Annotated in this window: 14 protein-coding genes and 1 pseudogene; 10 read left to right on the top strand and 5 right to left on the bottom strand. The window is 59.2% G+C overall.

All coding sequences use genetic code 11. The features are described from left to right. Positions 1 to 438 precede the first annotated feature (438 nt). The gene (gene uvrB / locus ACW9UQ_RS05680; RefSeq protein ID WP_458930033.1) at positions 439 to 2,604 is read right to left on the bottom strand and encodes an excinuclease ABC subunit UvrB; all 2,166 of its coding nucleotides are present in this window, start codon (positions 2,602 to 2,604) and stop codon (positions 439 to 441) included. 398 nt (positions 2,605 to 3,002) lie between these two features. On the opposite strand from uvrB, the gene ACW9UQ_RS05675 reads away from it, so the two are divergent. Next, positions 3,003 to 3,848, top strand: coding sequence for a leucine-rich repeat domain-containing protein (locus ACW9UQ_RS05675; RefSeq protein WP_458930032.1), 846 nt, complete (start codon positions 3,003 to 3,005; stop codon positions 3,846 to 3,848). A 128-nt stretch (positions 3,849 to 3,976) separates the two neighbouring features. After that, positions 3,977 to 4,288: an ETC complex I subunit gene (locus ACW9UQ_RS05670; protein ID WP_458930031.1), complete on the top strand. Its 312-nt coding sequence runs from the start codon at positions 3,977 to 3,979 to the stop codon at positions 4,286 to 4,288. A gap of 57 nt (positions 4,289 to 4,345) precedes the next feature. Here the strand turns inward: ACW9UQ_RS05670 and ACW9UQ_RS05665 are convergent, their stop codons facing one another. Continuing rightward, positions 4,346 to 5,644 (bottom strand): vWA domain-containing protein, encoded by a 1,299-nt coding sequence (locus ACW9UQ_RS05665; RefSeq protein ID WP_458930030.1) that lies wholly within the window; start codon positions 5,642 to 5,644, stop codon positions 4,346 to 4,348. A gap of 82 nt (positions 5,645 to 5,726) precedes the next feature. On the opposite strand from ACW9UQ_RS05665, the gene ACW9UQ_RS05660 reads away from it, so the two are divergent. Both ACW9UQ_RS05660 and ACW9UQ_RS05655 read left to right on the top strand, forming a co-directional pair. Beyond that, complete coding sequence (locus ACW9UQ_RS05660; RefSeq protein WP_458930029.1) at positions 5,727 to 6,476, top strand: DUF6502 family protein; 750 nt, start codon at positions 5,727 to 5,729, stop codon at positions 6,474 to 6,476. Continuing rightward, positions 6,473 to 6,643 (top strand): hypothetical protein, encoded by a 171-nt coding sequence (locus ACW9UQ_RS05655; RefSeq protein ID WP_458930028.1) that lies wholly within the window; start codon positions 6,473 to 6,475, stop codon positions 6,641 to 6,643. The genes ACW9UQ_RS05660 and ACW9UQ_RS05655 overlap by 4 nt, the downstream gene beginning before the upstream one ends. A gap of 2 nt (positions 6,644 to 6,645) precedes the next feature. Here ACW9UQ_RS05655 and ACW9UQ_RS05650 read toward each other — a convergent pair whose 3' ends face one another. Beyond that, positions 6,646 to 7,644 (bottom strand): AbrB family transcriptional regulator, encoded by a 999-nt coding sequence (locus ACW9UQ_RS05650; RefSeq protein ID WP_458930027.1) that lies wholly within the window; start codon positions 7,642 to 7,644, stop codon positions 6,646 to 6,648. A gap of 87 nt (positions 7,645 to 7,731) precedes the next feature. Here ACW9UQ_RS05650 and ACW9UQ_RS05645 point away from each other — a divergent pair, with 87 nt between their 5' ends. Then, positions 7,732 to 8,934 carry a hypothetical protein gene (locus ACW9UQ_RS05645; RefSeq protein ID WP_458930026.1) on the top strand — a complete coding sequence of 401 codons (1,203 nt, stop codon included), beginning with the start codon at positions 7,732 to 7,734 and terminating at the stop codon, positions 8,932 to 8,934. A 10-nt stretch (positions 8,935 to 8,944) separates the two neighbouring features. Here ACW9UQ_RS05645 and ACW9UQ_RS05640 read toward each other — a convergent pair whose 3' ends face one another. Together ACW9UQ_RS05640 and gmd are read right to left on the bottom strand one after the other, a co-directional pair. Next, positions 8,945 to 9,919: a GDP-L-fucose synthase family protein gene (locus ACW9UQ_RS05640; protein WP_458930025.1), complete on the bottom strand. Its 975-nt coding sequence runs from the start codon at positions 9,917 to 9,919 to the stop codon at positions 8,945 to 8,947. Further along, positions 9,916 to 11,037, bottom strand: a complete 1,122-nt coding sequence (gene gmd / locus ACW9UQ_RS05635) for a GDP-mannose 4,6-dehydratase (protein ID WP_458930024.1) — start codon at positions 11,035 to 11,037, stop codon at positions 9,916 to 9,918. The genes ACW9UQ_RS05640 and gmd overlap by 4 nt, the downstream gene beginning before the upstream one ends. Before the next feature lie 145 nt (positions 11,038 to 11,182). Between gmd and acuI the strand changes: the two genes are divergently transcribed. The 5 genes and pseudogenes from acuI (at position 11,183) to ACW9UQ_RS05610 (ending at position 16,537) form a co-directional block, all read left to right on the top strand. Then, positions 11,183 to 12,175 (top strand): acryloyl-CoA reductase, encoded by a 993-nt coding sequence (gene acuI, locus ACW9UQ_RS05630; RefSeq protein WP_458930023.1) that lies wholly within the window; start codon positions 11,183 to 11,185, stop codon positions 12,173 to 12,175. A gap of 99 nt (positions 12,176 to 12,274) precedes the next feature. After that, a pseudogene (locus tag ACW9UQ_RS05625) lies at positions 12,275 to 13,688 on the top strand (BCCT family transporter). A gap of 142 nt (positions 13,689 to 13,830) precedes the next feature. After that, positions 13,831 to 14,298 carry a TrgA family protein gene (locus ACW9UQ_RS05620; protein WP_458930022.1) on the top strand — a complete coding sequence of 156 codons (468 nt, stop codon included), beginning with the start codon at positions 13,831 to 13,833 and terminating at the stop codon, positions 14,296 to 14,298. Next, on the top strand, positions 14,295 to 15,431 hold the full coding sequence (locus ACW9UQ_RS05615) for an NUDIX domain-containing protein (protein ID WP_458930021.1): 1,137 nt from the start codon (positions 14,295 to 14,297) through the stop codon (positions 15,429 to 15,431). The genes ACW9UQ_RS05620 and ACW9UQ_RS05615 overlap by 4 nt, the downstream gene beginning before the upstream one ends. 59 nt (positions 15,432 to 15,490) lie before the next feature. After that, positions 15,491 to 16,537 (top strand): cysteine synthase A, encoded by a 1,047-nt coding sequence (locus ACW9UQ_RS05610; RefSeq protein WP_458930020.1) that lies wholly within the window; start codon positions 15,491 to 15,493, stop codon positions 16,535 to 16,537. The last annotated feature ends 1 nt before the right edge of the window (position 16,538 follow it).

Here is a 16,538-nt window from a genome sequence, read left to right as displayed (position 1 = left end):
TCTTTGATCATCCCAATGATTTGGACTTCCGTGAAACGGCTCTTTCGCATTCGTTTGCTCCTTCAAAAGGTTGAGCAAACTCTACATCAGAACGAGGGAAGTTTCGGGGGGCAGGTCAGCAGTTATGAAGGTTAGCTTAATGCTCCGCAACAAGTTGGTAGTCGAACCTACGACTAACTTTGCCCGGTCGAGGGTGCGCGAAGGGGTTTTCTGCTTTTATAGAAATCCGTAGCAACGCGCCTCTAGGCGGGCCTAGTCCAATCGGCAGAGGCAGCGCCTTGAGGAGGCGTCCAGTTGGGGTTCGAATCCCATCCTTCGCACCAAAAGATATGGCCATTGTAATTTCAGGGGAAGTTGCAGCAATTGCGTTGCGGTCAGGGTTTGTTAGGTGCTCACAGTTTGTGATGGCATCACTTGTCCCCTCTACGACTTACAGCCTCATTTCCGCCGCCGCACATTCCCCCCACGCTGCCCCGGCTTGCCGGCTGTGCTGCGTCCCTCGCGCTTCACCGCAGCTTTGGAGGCTGCTTCGACGGCCGATTGCCGGGCCAGTGGGTCGTCGGCGATAGCGAGGTCCACAGCCTCCAGCCGCTGGATTTCGTCGCGCAAGCGGGCGGCTTCTTCGAATTCCAGGTTTTCGGCAGCTTTCAGCATGTCCTTTTTCAGACCGTCGAGATGTGCAGACAGGTTGGCGCCGACCATGGGCTTGTCGACCTTGGTGGTAACGCGGGATTGGTCGGTATCTCCCTTCCACAAGCCTTCCAGCACGTCCGATACGTTTTTCTTCACCGTCTCGGGCGTGATGCCGTGTTCTTCATTATAAGCCATCTGCTTTTCGCGGCGGCGATTGGTTTCACCAAGCGCCCGCTCCATCGACCCCGTGATGCGGTCGGCATACATGATCACGCGGCCCTCGGCGTTTCGCGCGGCGCGGCCAATGGTCTGGATCAGTGAGGTTTCAGAGCGTAAGAACCCCTCCTTATCCGCGTCCAGAATGGCGACCAGACCGCATTCGGGGATGTCCAGACCCTCACGCAGCAGGTTGATGCCGATCAGCACGTCGAACGCGCCAAGCCGCAGGTCGCGCAGGATTTCGATGCGCTCCAGCGTGTCGATATCGGAATGCATATAGCGCACACGGATGCCCTGTTCGTGCAGATATTCGGTCAGATCCTCGGCCATACGCTTGGTCAGGGTTGTGACCAGCACCCGGTTGCCTTCGCCCGCCACCTTGCGGATTTCGTCCAGCAGATCATCCACCTGGGTTTCGACCGGGCGGATTTCCACCTGCGGGTCCAGCAGCCCTGTGGGGCGGATCACTTGTTCGGCAAAGACACCGCCTGCCTGTTCCAACTCCCAAGATTGCGGCGTGGCCGAGACAAAGACCGATTGCGGGCGCATTGCGTCCCATTCCTCAAACTTCAAGGGCCGGTTGTCGGTGCAGGACGGCAGGCGGAAGCCATGTTCGGATAGCGTGCGCTTGCGGTTGAAATCGCCCTTATACATGCCACCGATCTGCGGCACCGAGACATGGCTTTCATCGGCAAACACAATCGCGTTGTCGGGGATGTATTCGAACAGGGTGGGTGGCGGTTCGCCCGGTGCGCGCCCGGTCAGATAGCGCGAGTAGTTTTCGATGCCGTTGCAGACGCCGGTCGCCTCCAGCATCTCCAGATCGAAATTGGTGCGCTGTTCCAGCCGCTGCGCTTCCAGCAGCTTGCCCTCAGCCACCAATTGTTCCAGCCGGAGCGCGAGTTCGGCTTTGATGCCCTTGATCGCCTGATGCATGGTCGGGCGCGGGGTGACGTAGTGGGAGTTTGCATAGACCCGGACCTTTTCGATCTCGGCCGTTTTGGCCCCGGTCAGGGTGTCAAATTCGGTAATGCCCTCCAATTCATCCCCGAAAAACGACAACCGCCAGCCGCGATCCTCAAGGTGGGCGGGCCAGATTTCCAGACTATCGCCCCGCACCCGGAAACTGCCACGCTGAAACGCATTGTCATTACGGCGGTATTGCTGGGCCACCAGATCGGTCATCACCTTGCGCTGGTCATAGTCCTTGCCCGTCACCAGATCCTGGGTCATCGCGCCATAGGTCTCGACCGAGCCGATCCCGTAGATGCACGAGACCGAGGCGACGATGATCACGTCATCACGTTCCAGCAACGCCCGGGTGGCGGAATGGCGCATCCGGTCGATCTGCTCGTTGATCTGCGATTCTTTTTCTATGTAGGTGTCCGAGCGCGCCACATAGGCCTCGGGCTGATAATAGTCGTAATAGCTGACGAAATATTCGACAGCGTTTTCCGGGAAAAATCCCTTCATCTCACCATAAAGCTGCGCGGCAAGGGTTTTGTTGGGCGCAAGGATGATGGCAGGCCGTTGGGTCGCTTCGATCACTTTGGCCATGGTGAAGGTTTTGCCGGTGCCAGTTGCTCCCAACAAGACCTGCGACTGGTCTCCGCTACTGATTCCCTGGATCAGATCAGCAATGGCAGTCGGCTGGTCACCTGCGGGCTCAAACTCCGTATGCAGCACGATCGGCTTGCCGCCTTCCAGCTTGGGGCGGGCGATTTCCGCAGGCGCTTCAGCAACATCAGTCATCTCGTATCTCCGCATCGCATCAGCAACTTAGTTAATATCAAATTAAAACCCTGGGTTGATATGAAGAAATAAAACACCACATCTAGATGTATATTTCTATTGCCAGCGCTGGATTGTTCTGTCTAGATAGAGTTGCAAGCAGCAAGACAGTCGTCAACCGGGTGCAGCACCACCCACCCCACCCCTCACTCCCTCGTACCCGGTTGACGACGCTGCTTTGCGGTTTTCACAGGCGGTATTGTTGATAAGCGCTCCGTTAGCTATGACTTGCGGTGATTGCGACGCCTATCTCACAACAAAACGCAAAATTTTGGACTGTCAGCGCGCATATGATGTGCAAATTATCGGCCCCGCCATATCAATCCGTAGTTCATGATCCAGCATAAGTATCGGCCCAAATGGTAGATGACTCAAACGCCGAACCAATTGTGGTTTCAATTGAAGAGCCGCTTTCGGTTGCCAAACTGCGGCAGCTCAATCCCCATAAACCTATTGACGCGTTCTATGCATCCGGTGGCGGTGTCTTCGACGTCAAGTGGGCGCAGGTATTGTCGAGTTGGCCCTCGATCCGCTCGATACGTGTATATAACATCGTAACCCGTGCAGCGTTTCGCCAGTTGCTGAGCGTTCCGGGCCTGGAGGAAATCAATGTTTCCGGTTTCCATGATCATGGATCGCTCAAGGGAATGTTGCTGCCATCGTCATTCCGCAATTTACGAGCCAGCGGGCTGAAAACGGATGACCTTGTACATATTGCCGATCTACCAAGTCTGAACACTTTGAGCGCTCAGCACTCAAGTTTCTCCCAACGTGCACTTCGCAAGTTGGCAAGCCATAGTGAGTTGAAAAGCCTGGATTTGAAGTGGGGCGGCCTTGATGATGAAAAGGCGGCAACGCTTGCCAAGTCAAAGAGCATTACCGACCTTTGTGTTTGTGCGAACCGCGTCGGTCGACAGGGACTAAAAAGCATCTGCGAGATGCGCCAGCTGCGCGAGCTTGATATCTGGGCATTGGACATCACGGAGAATGACCTGGACCTGCTGCAGGCGCTACCTGATCTGGAATATCTGTCAGTCGGCGGATATGATGAGCAGACCGTCCTAACCGCAAAGGGCGTCCTTCCACGAATTGCGCAGCTGCCATCGCTCAAAAAACTTTGGCTTGATGGAATCCCGCTCTCGAAAGCGGAGGTCGCGCAGCTTGAGGAACAATACGAGCATGTGCAGGTGACCACTCGTGACTAATTCTGTGATGGGCTGTCTCTAACTGCAACTTGCGCGGTAGCGACACAGGCTCGCAATTGATCGACCGGCCCCTTGAACCCAAGCGGGGTTTTCTGCGATATGGGTTCCGTAGCCAAGGAGATGTGATGATGCCCGCTCGTCTTTTCAAACCTGCCAAAACCGCCATGCAATCGGGTGTGGCCCGGACGCAGGACTGGGTGTTGGAGTTTCCGCGCAGCGAAGCGCCGGAGCGGGATACGCTGATGGGATGGTCCGGGTCGGGTGATACGCAAAAGCAGGTGCGGATCGGGTTCGCCTCGAAAGAAGAGGCGCTGGACTATGCCAAGCGGGTCGGACTGGCGGTTTCCGTTCAGGAGCCGAAATCCCGCAAGCATGTGATCCGGCCGGGTGGCTACGGCGACAACTTTGCCAGTTCCCGCCGTCAGCCTTGGTCTCATTAAGCGTCCTACCAGCACCTGACGCTGCTTGAAGTCAGGTCGCTATCAGGGCCGGCGCGCTCAGTTCAGGCAGACCCCGTTGCGATAGGCACCGACCTTGCGGATGACCGCGCCCTTGGAGGCCTCTATCCGGCGGCCGGTCAGTTCAGAGCGCAGCACGCGGATCATAAGATCGGTCAGCTTGGTGACCTGATAACAGGCGATGGTCGGCTCCGCATGGCTGTTGCCTACGCCACTGTCATCGGTCAGGAACAGATACCGACCTTGCGTCATGGCCGAGGCCTGACGCATCAGCAGTTCTGATTCAGGCCCGACACCCGACGCGCCCAGCCCGAATATCTGGATATTGTTGCGTGCGGCCGTCTTGGCGGCATTCAGATAGGCGCGCGCCTGCCTTTTGTGTGGGGGTGCGTCAGCGACGTGGAACAGCAGCCGCTTGCCCTGACCGCGCCGCCAATTCAGCGCAACGGCGGATTGCAGGGCCTCGGCTGCCGCTTCGGGGTAGTCCCCGCCGCCGTTTGCGGTTTGATTGCGAAGCCAGCTTTGCATCACCGACAGCTGGTTGGTGAAGCCGAGATTGCGCACAACATATGCGTCGCCCCGGTCCCGATAGAGCACCAGACCATATCGGATATTCACCCCAGGGGCACTGCGCCGGGCATTGCTGACGATCCGGGTTATGTCGCGCGCCAGCCAATCCAGCTCGTCCCCCATGCTGCCGGTGGTGTCGACGACAAAGGCAAGGTCAAGGAAATTCGGCGTCTGACTACGCATCCCGTCAAGGGTAACGGTGCGCAGGCCGCCGCCGGTATCAAGCCGGTAAGATGTGCCCGGCTGGCCAGAGCCGGGAACGCGGAGTTCGACCCGACGCAAGGCTCTGCTGCCATGCAGGCTTGGGAAGACGGTGACCCGACCGTCGACGCCAGAATAGCCGGTGAAGAAGGGATCGCCTGCACCGGGGCGCCGCAGCGTCAGATAGACGCCAGAGGCCGGTTTACCATCAGATCCGACCAGACGCAGCTGGATCGGGTTTGACAGGTTTTCGCGCGGCAGCGACAGCCGTCGAGCCGCCTTGGCCGCATATCGAGAGAACGCAGCCAGGTTCAGCGTGTCATCGATATCGCCTGCAGTCAGCACACCCGCACGCGCCTGTGGATGACGCACCGGTGGCAGGGGTGGACCCGGCATAATTGACGGTTCGACAGACACCGCTTCTGCCGTCACGCCTGTTCTGGCATCGGCAGCTGTCAGAGGGGCAGGGGCCTCGCTGACCATGGGTTCTGAGCAGGCAGTGGCCAGGAAGGTCAGCGCGATCGCTGCAAGGTAGCGTGGTGCCAAGGGCTTTGAGACGAGGTGCATCGGTAGCTCCATCAAATAATGTGCAATTTGCACATATTGGGATTCTATTGATTAGTCAATGGAAATGTGCAATTTGCACATCATGCTAAATGTTCTCGATGCTCTGCTCTCTCCACTGACCCGGATGCTTGTCGCACGCGGTGTGCTGTTCCCTGATCTGGTGGAACGATTGAAGGCACATTACGTGCAGGCCGCTCTTAGCCTGAGCGAAGGCAAAGCGACTGACAGCCGCCTTTCCGTGATGACCGGGTTGCAGCGCCGCGATATAGCCCGGCTGCGTGATTTTGCGCCGAAACCAGAACGTCCGAACCATCTGGCGCGTCTGGTCGCTTTGTGGCGCACTGAACCTGGCTATCAAATGGGCGATCAGCCACGCGCCTTGCCCAGAAACGGACCCGCCCCATCGTTCGAGGCGCTGGCCCGGCAGGTGACGCAGGATGTGCATTCCAGAACCATGCTCGATACGTTGGTTGCAACGGAAACCGTCGGGCTGGATGGTTCGATCGTGCGGTTGCAAAAGATGTCCTATCAGCCGCTTGCAGGCACGGACGATCAGATTGCCTATCTGGCCGAGAATATGGGCGATCACATTGCGGCGGCGACCGAGAATGTGCTGGCAGATACACCTCCGCATTTTGAGCGCGCGGTGCATTATTCCGGTCTGACGGATACGCAGGTTGATGCGCTGGACTCCTATCACCGCGCTGTGCAGATGCAGCTGTTCGAAGAGATCAGCCGCCGTGCCGCCGCGATGAAGCGTGGTGGTGGAACAGGCTCGACACGGCTACGTGCAGGCAGCTATTTCTATCGCGGTAAGGGGGAAGCCGAATGAGATTTCTACCGATCCTGATAGGTGTTGTACTGACGCTGTCGGCCTGCGCCGAGCCGCAGGGCGTGCCTGCGCTAGAACCCGCGGCCATGACTGTTGAACAGGGTAAATGTTCGGCGACCAGTGGTGACGGGATTGGTGGCACCGGCTGCGAGCCTAAAATCGACTGACCTTACCGCATCCGTGTAAACAGAAGCGGCACACCAAAGCTGACGACAAGGATGCGGAACAGATGATGTGCCGCCACCAGTGCCGGTGCGGAATGCAGGGCCACGGCGACGGCCCCCATCGCCTCGACACCGCCGGGCGCATAGGCAATCGCGGCGCTCAGCCCATCAATCCCGGCAATGTGTATCGCCAGAACCGCAAAGGCCAACGCGACCAGCGCCCCGGCCCATGTCACCGCCAGCCCGGCCAGCAGAGACTTCACTTGCTTGCGCATGCCGACACCGGAAAACCGGCTGCCGATCATCGTTCCGATCACCACAAAGCCGAAAGTGGTGAACCAGTTTGCAGGACGCTCGGTCACCCAGCCGCTGCCATAGGCTATGGCGGCTAGGATCAGCGCTGATAGCAGATGCGCAGTTGGCACCTTCAGGCGCAGCAATGCCCAGCCTATGGCATAGGCCGGCACCAGCAGCGCAACTGCCTGCCACCCGGCGCTGCTGCCATATGGGGAGGGCGGTATCGCAATGAACAAACCGGCAATCGGCAGGGCCAGCGTGATCAGCGCCAGCCGCATGCTTTGGACAACCGCCACCCGCGTGGCATCGCCATGCCCCTCGGATGCTAGCGCAACGACAGTAGACAAGGCACCGGGGGCAGAGGCCAGGATTGCTGTTTTCCGGTCCCATCGGAACACGCGCGTCAGCAGCATCGTGTTGGTGACCATGATTGTTACGATACACACCAGCAGGACGGCCAGACTGACCAGCCAGCGGTCGATGTCCTGCAGCACCTCTTGTGTGACGCTGGAACCCATCGCGATCCCGACCATCGAAAATGCCAGCGTGGTCAGCCAGCGCGGCAAGGCAAACCGGAACCCGCGCATACAGATCACAGAGGTAGCAATGGCGCTGCCGACAAGGGCAGGGGCTGCGATATGTAGCAGTGTTGCAATCCAGGCGCCAAGCGCGCCGACAAGCAATCCGGTAATGACGGGTGGTGGCACAGGTGCTCCTGCGAAGGAAGGGATGCGGTTGAGACAGGGTTTGCCTATGTTTGGGGGAATTTCGACGACGAATCAAATGGGGAATGTATGAAGCTTCTGCTGCATATCGGCATGGCGCATTGTGGCGGGGCGCGGTTGGCAGACTGGGCGCATCTTAACGCAGATGGTCTGCGGGCCGAGGGCGTCTGGACGGCGCTCAGCACCCACCCGCCGTATCAGCTGGGCCTTTTGGCGATGGCGCGTTTGCCGGGCCGGGGCGGGTTGGTGAAACATGCGTTGCGGTTGCGCGATGCGGCGGCGCATGAGGCCTTTAATGTCAAGCAGGCCGAAACCCTGAAAGCAGAGATTGCCCAGGCCAAGCAGGCCGGGTGCCACACGTTTCTGTTGATCTGCCCTGATTTGCATGGCGGGCCGGATCGTTTCAGATCCCCCGCTCAGCTTGCCCCGGTGCTGACACCGCTGTTCGATCAGATAACGCTGGTGTGCTTTGTTCGCCCGCATCTTGACGCCGCCCTGCGCGCCGCGGCGCTGGCCCCGGCGGCCGGGATCCCCGTGACCAAAGCGCGGTTTGAGAATATGCACCCCCAGAACGCCGCCTGGGATTACCCGCGTTATCTTGAGGCTTGGGCGGCCGCCTTTGACCGCGAACAGTTAAAGGTTGTGCCATTTGCTCGTGCCGATCCGCTTGACTGGATGCGTGACCGGCTTGGCCTGATCCGCATCGACCAGCGCGCGGTTGTGGCGGCAACCGGCCCGGATTTTCTGATACATGCCTTATTGCATCAGACCGATTTGCCGCGCCACGCTGACCGCAGCCATGGGGGACGGGCGCAGATCTCACTCTTGCCGCTCGATGCTATTCCTTTCAAGACCGGGCTGACCCTGTCACGTCAGGATGCGCAGAAATGGCAGGCCCGGTTCTCCGACCAGATCGAGACCTTGTGCAAAAGCTGGTCATCGCTACGCCCTGAGGACCTGACCCCGAACTGGCCCAGCTATCCCGAGCAGGGAACGCTGGATGATCTGGTGACGTGTCCGCTGGGACCGGTTTTGGCGCAGGTACTGCCACATATGAACGCGGCGCATATGCTAAGATCGGCAGAGGCAGATCTTGCGCAGGCCGACATGGCCCGTCGACTGGAAGAAAAACAGCGCTGCAACGGGCTGCTTTTTCGGGCTCGGCAATCGTTGAACGCGATTGGCCGCCACCTGCCTGCGGATGAGCTTGAGGCGCAGCGTGCGCGTTTGCGACGGATCGAAACTCAGATCAAGGACAAGGCTGAGACCTGAGGGGCGTGTCCTAGCCGCGCAGCGTATCTTGATGGTCCCGAAACCACCGGTAGGTGTCGGCTATGCCGTCTTCTAAGGTGATCTGGGGCTGCCATCCCAACCCCATCAAACGGCCGCTATCCATTAGCTTTCGTGGCGTTCCGTCCGGTTTGTCAGGGTCCAGTGTGATGCGGCCTGTAAAGCCTGTCACCTTTGCCACCAGCCTCGCCAGATCGAGGATCGAGATTTCCTGACCGCTGCCGACATTAAGATGGCTTTGCATCGGGCGTGTCGCAGTCTGGTAGTCGGCCTTCGGCAAATCCAGCGCGAACAAAACGGCACGCGCCAGATCATCGACATGCAGAAATTCGCGGAGCGGCGTGCCCGTGCCCCAGATGACAACCTCTGCTGCGCTTGTTTCTACGGCGGTATGAAAACGGCGGATCAGGGCGGGCAGGACATGGCTGTTGCTGGGATGGAAATTGTCTTGCGGGCCATAAAGATTTGTCGGCATCAGGCTGCGATAATCGGTGCCGAATTGCCGGTTGTAGCTTTCACAGAGTTTGATCGCAGCGATCTTGGCGATGGCATAAGGCTCGTTCGTGGGTTCCAGCGGGCCCGTCAGAAGGGCATCTTCGCGGATCGGGCAGGGGGCGGCCTTGGGATAGATGCACGATGATCCCAACTGAACGATCTGTGTTATGCCAGCCGCAAAGGCTTGATGGATCACATTGCTGGCAATCATCAGATTGTCGTAAATGAAATCCGCCGGATAGGTGTTGTTCGCATGGATGCCGCCAACCTTGGCCGCAGCCAGAATGACCACGTCCGGGCGCTCTGCATGCATGAAATCGGCAACCGCCTGTTGTTGGGTCAGGTCAAGCTCATCATGCGTTCGGGTCAGAAGGGTCAGCGCCGCGCCATCATCGCGCCGCGCGGCCAGTTCGCGCAAAATGGCGCTGCCGACCATGCCGCGATGCCCGGCGACATAGATTTTGCGGTTCATTCACTTGCCCCAAGCGGTGTCGCCAGACCGTGACGCCTTAGAAGGTCATGACGCTGTGCGGCTTTCAAGTCTTCGGCCATCATGTCTGCGCACATGGCCCGCGCCGTGATTTGCGGTTGCCAGCCGAGCTTCGACTTGGCCTTTGACGCATCACCCAAAAGCGTTTCCACCTCGGCGGGGCGGAAATAGCGGGGATCGATGCGCAGGATGACATCGCCAATATTGACGGCAGGTGCCATGTCGCCCGTGATGCCAGAGACGGTGGCGACCTCATCAACATCGGTGCCAGTGAACTCCAGGCTCAAACCGACCTCTGCTGCGGCCCAGGAGACGAAGTCCCGCACCGAATGCTGCTGCCCTGTGGCTATGACGAAGTCTTCGGCGGCCTCTTGCTGTAGCATCATCCACATCATCCGGACATAGTCGCTGGCATGGCCCCAATCGCGGCGCGCGTCCAGATTGCCAAGATACAGACAGTCCTCCAACCCAAGTGCGATATTGGCGATTGCGCGGGTGATCTTGCGGGTCACGAAGGTTTCGCCACGCCGTGGGCTTTCGTGATTGAAAAGAATGCCGTTGCAGGCATAGAGATCATAGGCCTCCCGATAATTCACCGTGATCCAATAGGCATAGAGCTTTGCCGCTGCATAAGGGGAGCGTGGATAGAACGGCGTTTTCTCAGTCTGAGGGCTTTGCTGCACTAGGCCATAGAGCTCGGAACTTGAAGCTTGATAGAACCGCGTCTTGTCCGTCAAGCCAAGAAATCGGATCGCCTCAAGCAGACGTAAGGTGCCCAATGCATCGACATCTGCAGTGTATTCCGGCGCCTCGAAACTGACCGCAACATGAGACTGAGCACCAAGATTGTAAACTTCGTCCGGCTCAACCTCAGCAATGATCCGCGTCAGGCTGGAACTGTCGGTCAGGTCACCATAGTGCAGCCGCAATCGAACATCATCGGTATGCGGGTCCTGATAGATGTGGTCGATCCGTTCGGTGTTAAAAACCGAGGAGCGGCGCTTGATGCCATGCACCTCGTACCCTTTGTCCAGCAGAAGCTCTGCCAGATAGGAGCCGTCCTGCCCTGTGATCCCGGTGATCAGCGCCTTCTTTGTCATTATCCTGCCTTTGTTGCCCCGATGGCATAAGCTTAGACTGCGGCGGGCCAGGGCCGCAACCCACCGGGCAGCCCGGGATCATAAAACGGCCCTTGCGCCGGAACCGCATGGCATGTTGGATGTGGTCAAAGCAAAGGGGATGACGATGACGTTTTCTGCACTTGTGGTTGAGAAAGACGAAGCGGGCAGCACCCATGCAGTGGTGCAGCACCTTGAGGAGGACCGTCTGCCCGAGGGCGAGGTAACGGTTGCGGTCGAATATTCGACCCTCAACTACAAGGATGGTCTTTGCATCGGACCTGGTGGCGGTCTGGTGCGCACTTACCCGCATGTGCCGGGGATCGACTTTGCCGGTGTGGTGGAGACATCCGATGATGAACGCTATGTGCCAGGCGACCGTGTGGTGTTGACCGGCTGGCGCGTGGGTGAGGCACATTGGGGCGGCTATGCACAAAAGGCGCGGGTCAAGGCGGATTGGCTGGTGCGTCTGCCCGAAGGATTGACCACCCGGCAGGCCATGGCGGTCGGCACGGCCGGGTTCACCGCGATGCTGGCTGTGACAGCACTTGAGGATCACGGGCTGGAGCCGGGGCATGGTCCGGTATTGGTTACAGGTGCCGCTGGCGGGGTCGGTTCGGTGGCCACGGCGCTCTTGTCCAATCTTGGGCATGAGGTGGCCGCGGTCACAGGGCGTCCCGAAACCGAAGACTATCTTCGCGATCTTGGTGCGACACAGATCGTGCCGCGCGCCGATCTGGCTGAGACGGTCAAGCGTCCGTTGGAAAGCGAGACTTGGGCCGGATGTGTTGATGCCGTGGGCGGGGCGATGCTGGCGCGTGTTTTGGGGCAGATGAAATATGGGGCCTCAGTGGCTGCGGTCGGATTGGCTGGTGGCGCTGCACTGCCGGCGACGGTGATCCCTTTCTTGCTGCGCGGTGTGAACCTTTTGGGCATCGACAGTGTGATGCAACCGCATGACAATCGGGTCAAAGCCTGGCGTCGGATTGCAACCGACCTGCCCATGGACAAGCTGGACGCGATGGTGCAGCCCGCAAAACTGGCGGATTTGCCAGAGCTGGGCGCAGCTATCCTGAAGGGCGAGGTCAAGGGCCGGGTTGTGGTGGATGTAAACGCCTGACCGAACGATCCGGCGGGTATTGACACTGAACTGTCGCAAATCTGCGACATTGCGCCGCAGAACATCCGAAGCTACCCTCACACAAAAGGGGGGGAGCTCATGACCGATCCAATCGACACCGATCCGGAGGTCGTTCCCAGCCCGATCGACACCGAGTATGAAATCGGCCAGGACAATGTTGAAGGAAACGTTGGTCCCTTCGGTTTTGACATTCACAATCCGGTTTTTCTGGTCTCTGGCCTCACCATCGTTTTGTTCGTGCTGTACGCCTTGTTCTTCAAGGACCATGCGGCAGCGCTGTTTTCCGGCGTTGATCCCGCCAAGGTCGAGGGGTGCGAGAAAGGCGCGTTCTGCGATATGGGCCTCAGGGCCTATCTGACCTCAACCTTCGACTGGATGTTCCTGAGTGCGGCCAACATCTTTGTCACTTTCTGCCTGTTCCTGATCGTCAGCCCCTGGGGCGGGGTTCGCCTGGGCGGGGCTGATGCGACGCCGGACTATTCCTATCCCGGATGGTTTGCCATGCTGTTTTCACCCCATCCTTGGCGACAGGGTCTGGGGCTGGCCCAGACATATCATCGACACGCTGGCGGTCTTTGCGACCCTCTTTGGTCTGGCGACATCGTTGGGATTGGACGAGCAACAGGCGAATGCCGGGCTGAAGCATGTCTTTGGTGTGCCCAACACAATCACCGTGCAGGTGATCCTGATCACTGTGATTACCCTGATTGCGCTGGTGTCGGTTCTGCGCGGGCTTGATGGCGGCGTAAAAGTTCTGTCCGAAATCAATATGGGTGTCGCAACGCTATTGCTGCTGTTTGTGATGTTCGCCGCCGGTGCCGGTGGCATCATTGCTGACTTTGCCTCTGGTATTGTTGCCTACGGGCAGGAGGTTTTTGCCCTGTCCAACCCGGTCGGGCGCGCGGATGAGGGTTATCTGCAGGGCTGGACCGCGTTTTATTGGGCCTGGTGGATCAGCTGGTCACCCTTTGTCGGTATGTTCATCGCCCGGGTCAGCCGGGGCCGCACTGTGCGGGAATTCGTGATCTGCTTTTTGTTGATCCCCAGCGTTGTCTGCGTGTTGTGGATGGCCACCTTTGGCGGGGCGGCGATCGAACAGGTTATCGCTGATCCGGCGGGCTCGGCCGTCAAGGCGCAGGTGATTGACAGTTACAACCCGCCGATCTCGCTGTTTGCGATGCTAGAAGGATTGCCGCTTTCGGCCATCACATCAGTGATTGGGGTCATTCTGGTGATCGTTTTCTTTGTAACCTCCTCTGACAGCGGCTCTTTGGTAATCGACACGATCACCGCTGGCGGCAAGATCAATGCGCCGGTGCCGCAGCGGGTGTTCTGATGCACATTCGAAGGGCTGGTGGCCATTGTGCTGTTGCTGGGCGGTGGGCTGACAGCGCTGCAGGCGATGGTGATTTCCACTGGTCTGCCATTTACGCTGGTGTTGTTGCTGATGTGCTGGGCGATCCTGCGTGGCCTGATGAGCGAGCAGCGCTAGGGCCGAACTGGCAACGGGGCGGGGCAGCAATGCCACGCCCCGGGTGCTTTCGTATTCCCGCATCTTGTGTAACCCGGCATTCCTCTGGCAGAGATAGTGTCTGAGGATGCCAAACCGCATCGCCAAGACCGGAGTACGCCTGATGGCAAGACGCGCAACCCTTTGGACGGCCTCGCGCCTGATCGCCGCAGCCCTGCTGATGATCGCCGGGGCCGCGATGGTCCCGATCCTGATCAGCTTTTATCCAGACGAGAAACTGGATCGCGACCAGCGGGAACTGACCTATCTGTTTGTGGCTGTCGGCTGGTATGTCGGCTGGTTCGGGCTGGGCCGCAAGGTGAATACCGGTGTCGGCTCTGGCGTGGGCCTGGGGCTGCGTGCGGTGATAACGATGGTGGTCTGTATCCTTGCGCTGTTGGCGATCTGGTATGGCATCGAACAGATGAAGCGCCATGCTTACTGGGAGCCGCTGGAAGCTGTCCTTGATATGTTCGACAAGCTGACGGAGTTCGTGCAGTACCTGCTGAACTGGAAGCTTCTGGGGATCATCGCGGCAACCGGCGTCGTTATCGGCTCGATGGTGGAAGGTGCTGGCAAGCGCTGGCGATGACATCTGATATCTTTGTCTATGGCAGCCTGTGCGATGCTGATGCGCTGAGCATTGTGCTTGGCGGACGCCTGCCCGGTGTGATGCCAGCGCGCCTGCCGGGCTATGTTGCGAAACAAGAGGCAGGGGCCAGCTATCCCGTGTTGCTGGAAGAGCCGGACGGCGTGTCAGAGGGAATGCTGCTGACCGGCCTTACACAGGACGACCAGGCACGGCTTTGGTATTTCGAGGGGGCCTTTGGGTATCACCTGACGGATGTGACAGTGACGACCGAGGTCGGTGCGCAGCCTGCACAGGTGTTTCTGCCAAACGCGATACCTAGCGGGGCGTTACACCCTTGGCGTCTGGAAGATTGGCGCACACAGGACAAACCCCTGTTCCTTGAGATGGCGGCAGAGTTCATGCAGTACTATGACCCTTCTGGCGCGGCGACCAGCGCGCTGCTTTATGTCGGGGTGCATCGTCGCGCGATTTCCCGTTTGCGGGCCAGACAGGCAGAGGTGCCCGCGACGCTGCGGCAGCGTTTCCCTGATGATGCCGTGACACTTGCCCAGCCTGAGGCGCTTCATACCGGATTTTTCGCCACGCAACGGCTGACCTATGACCACCAGCGCTATGATGGTGGCCGGCAGGATGGTGTTGTTCGCGAGGTGTTTGTCAGCGGTGACGCTGTGGCAGTGCTGCCCTGGGACCCCAAGACCGATACCGTGTTGGTGATCGAGCAGTTGCGCGCGGGGGCTTTGGCCCGGACCGATCCCGCTGCCTGGCTGTTGGAGCCGATTGCCGGGCTATGCGATAAGGTGGAAAGCGCTGAAGACACAGCGCGGCGCGAGGCGCTGGAAGAGGCCGGGCTTGAACTGGGTGCAATGGTTCAGGTGGCAGAGTTTTATACCTCCCCTGGGGCCATGGCAGAATACCTCTATGCTTTTGTCGCGCAGGCCGATCTGTCGCAGGCGGGTGGCGTCCACGGTCTGGCCGATGAGCATGAGGATATCCGCACCGTTGTTGTCCCCCTTGAGCAGGCACTGGCTGCTGTGGACAGCGGTGAAATCCGCACCGGGCCGCTTGTGCTTTTGCTGTTAGCGCTTGCTCGTCGACGCGACGCGCTGCTGTCTGAGCCCGGGTTTCTTGGTTGAAGGCCGGTCAGCAGCGCACTAGGTTCCTTTCGCACATTATACGCTGAGCGAGGACCGGCATGACCATTCGCAAAAATCTGGCGGACGCCATCGGCAACACACCCTTGATCCGGCTTACAAAGGCCTCTGAAATAACGGGCTGCGAGATCCTCGGGAAGGCCGAATTCATGAACCCTGGCCAATCGGTCAAGGATCGCGCGGCGCTGTCTATCATTCAGCATGCCATCAAATCCGGGCAATTGCGGCCCGGCGGTACGATTGTCGAAGGCACGGCGGGCAATACAGGGATCGGTCTGTCGTTGGTGGGCGCATCCATGGGCTTTCGCACGGTGATTGTCATCCCCGAGACGCAAAGTCAGGAAAAGAAGGACATGATCCGCATCGCCGGTGGCCAGTTGGTCGAAGTGCCCGCCGCACCCTACCGCAACCCGAACAACTATGTGCGTTACTCAGGCCGCCTGGCCGAGGCGCTGGCCCAGACCGAACCGGGCGGCGCAATCTGGGCCAATCAGTTTGACAACACGGCCAACCGGCAGGCCCATATCGACCACACAGGACCTGAGATTTGGGATCAGACCGCAGGCAAGGTTGATGGCTTTATCTGCGCCGTCGGCTCTGGCGGGACCTTGGCGGGCACGGCGCAGGCCTTGCGGGACCGCAATAAGGATATCCGCATCGGGCTGGCTGATCCCGATGGCGCGGCGCTTTTCAATTGGTATGCCAATGGCGAGATGAAATCCGAAGGATCGTCCATAACCGAAGGCATCGGACAGGGCCGGATCACCGCCAACCTTGAGGGTCTGGATGTGGATATGTCCTACAACATCCCGGATGCCGAGGCGCTACAGGTGCTGTTCGATCTGCTGCAGGATGAGGGGCTTTGCCTTGGCGGGTCCTCGGGCGTGAATATCGCGGGTGCGATCCGCATGGCGCGTGATCTGGGGCCGGGGCATACCATTGTTACGATCCTTTGCGACTATGGCACCCGCTATCAGGCAAAGCTTTATAATGCTGACTTCCTGAAGTCCAAGAACCTGCCTGTACCAGAATTCCTGACACGCCAGACGCCGGATATGCCGGACGTGTTTACTTCCGAAGAGGCCTGAA

The sequence above is a fragment of the Halovulum sp. GXIMD14793 genome (assembly GCF_054457435.1).
The sequence above is the reverse complement of the archived record's forward strand: the minus strand, read 5'-3'. Positions and strand labels throughout refer to the sequence as shown.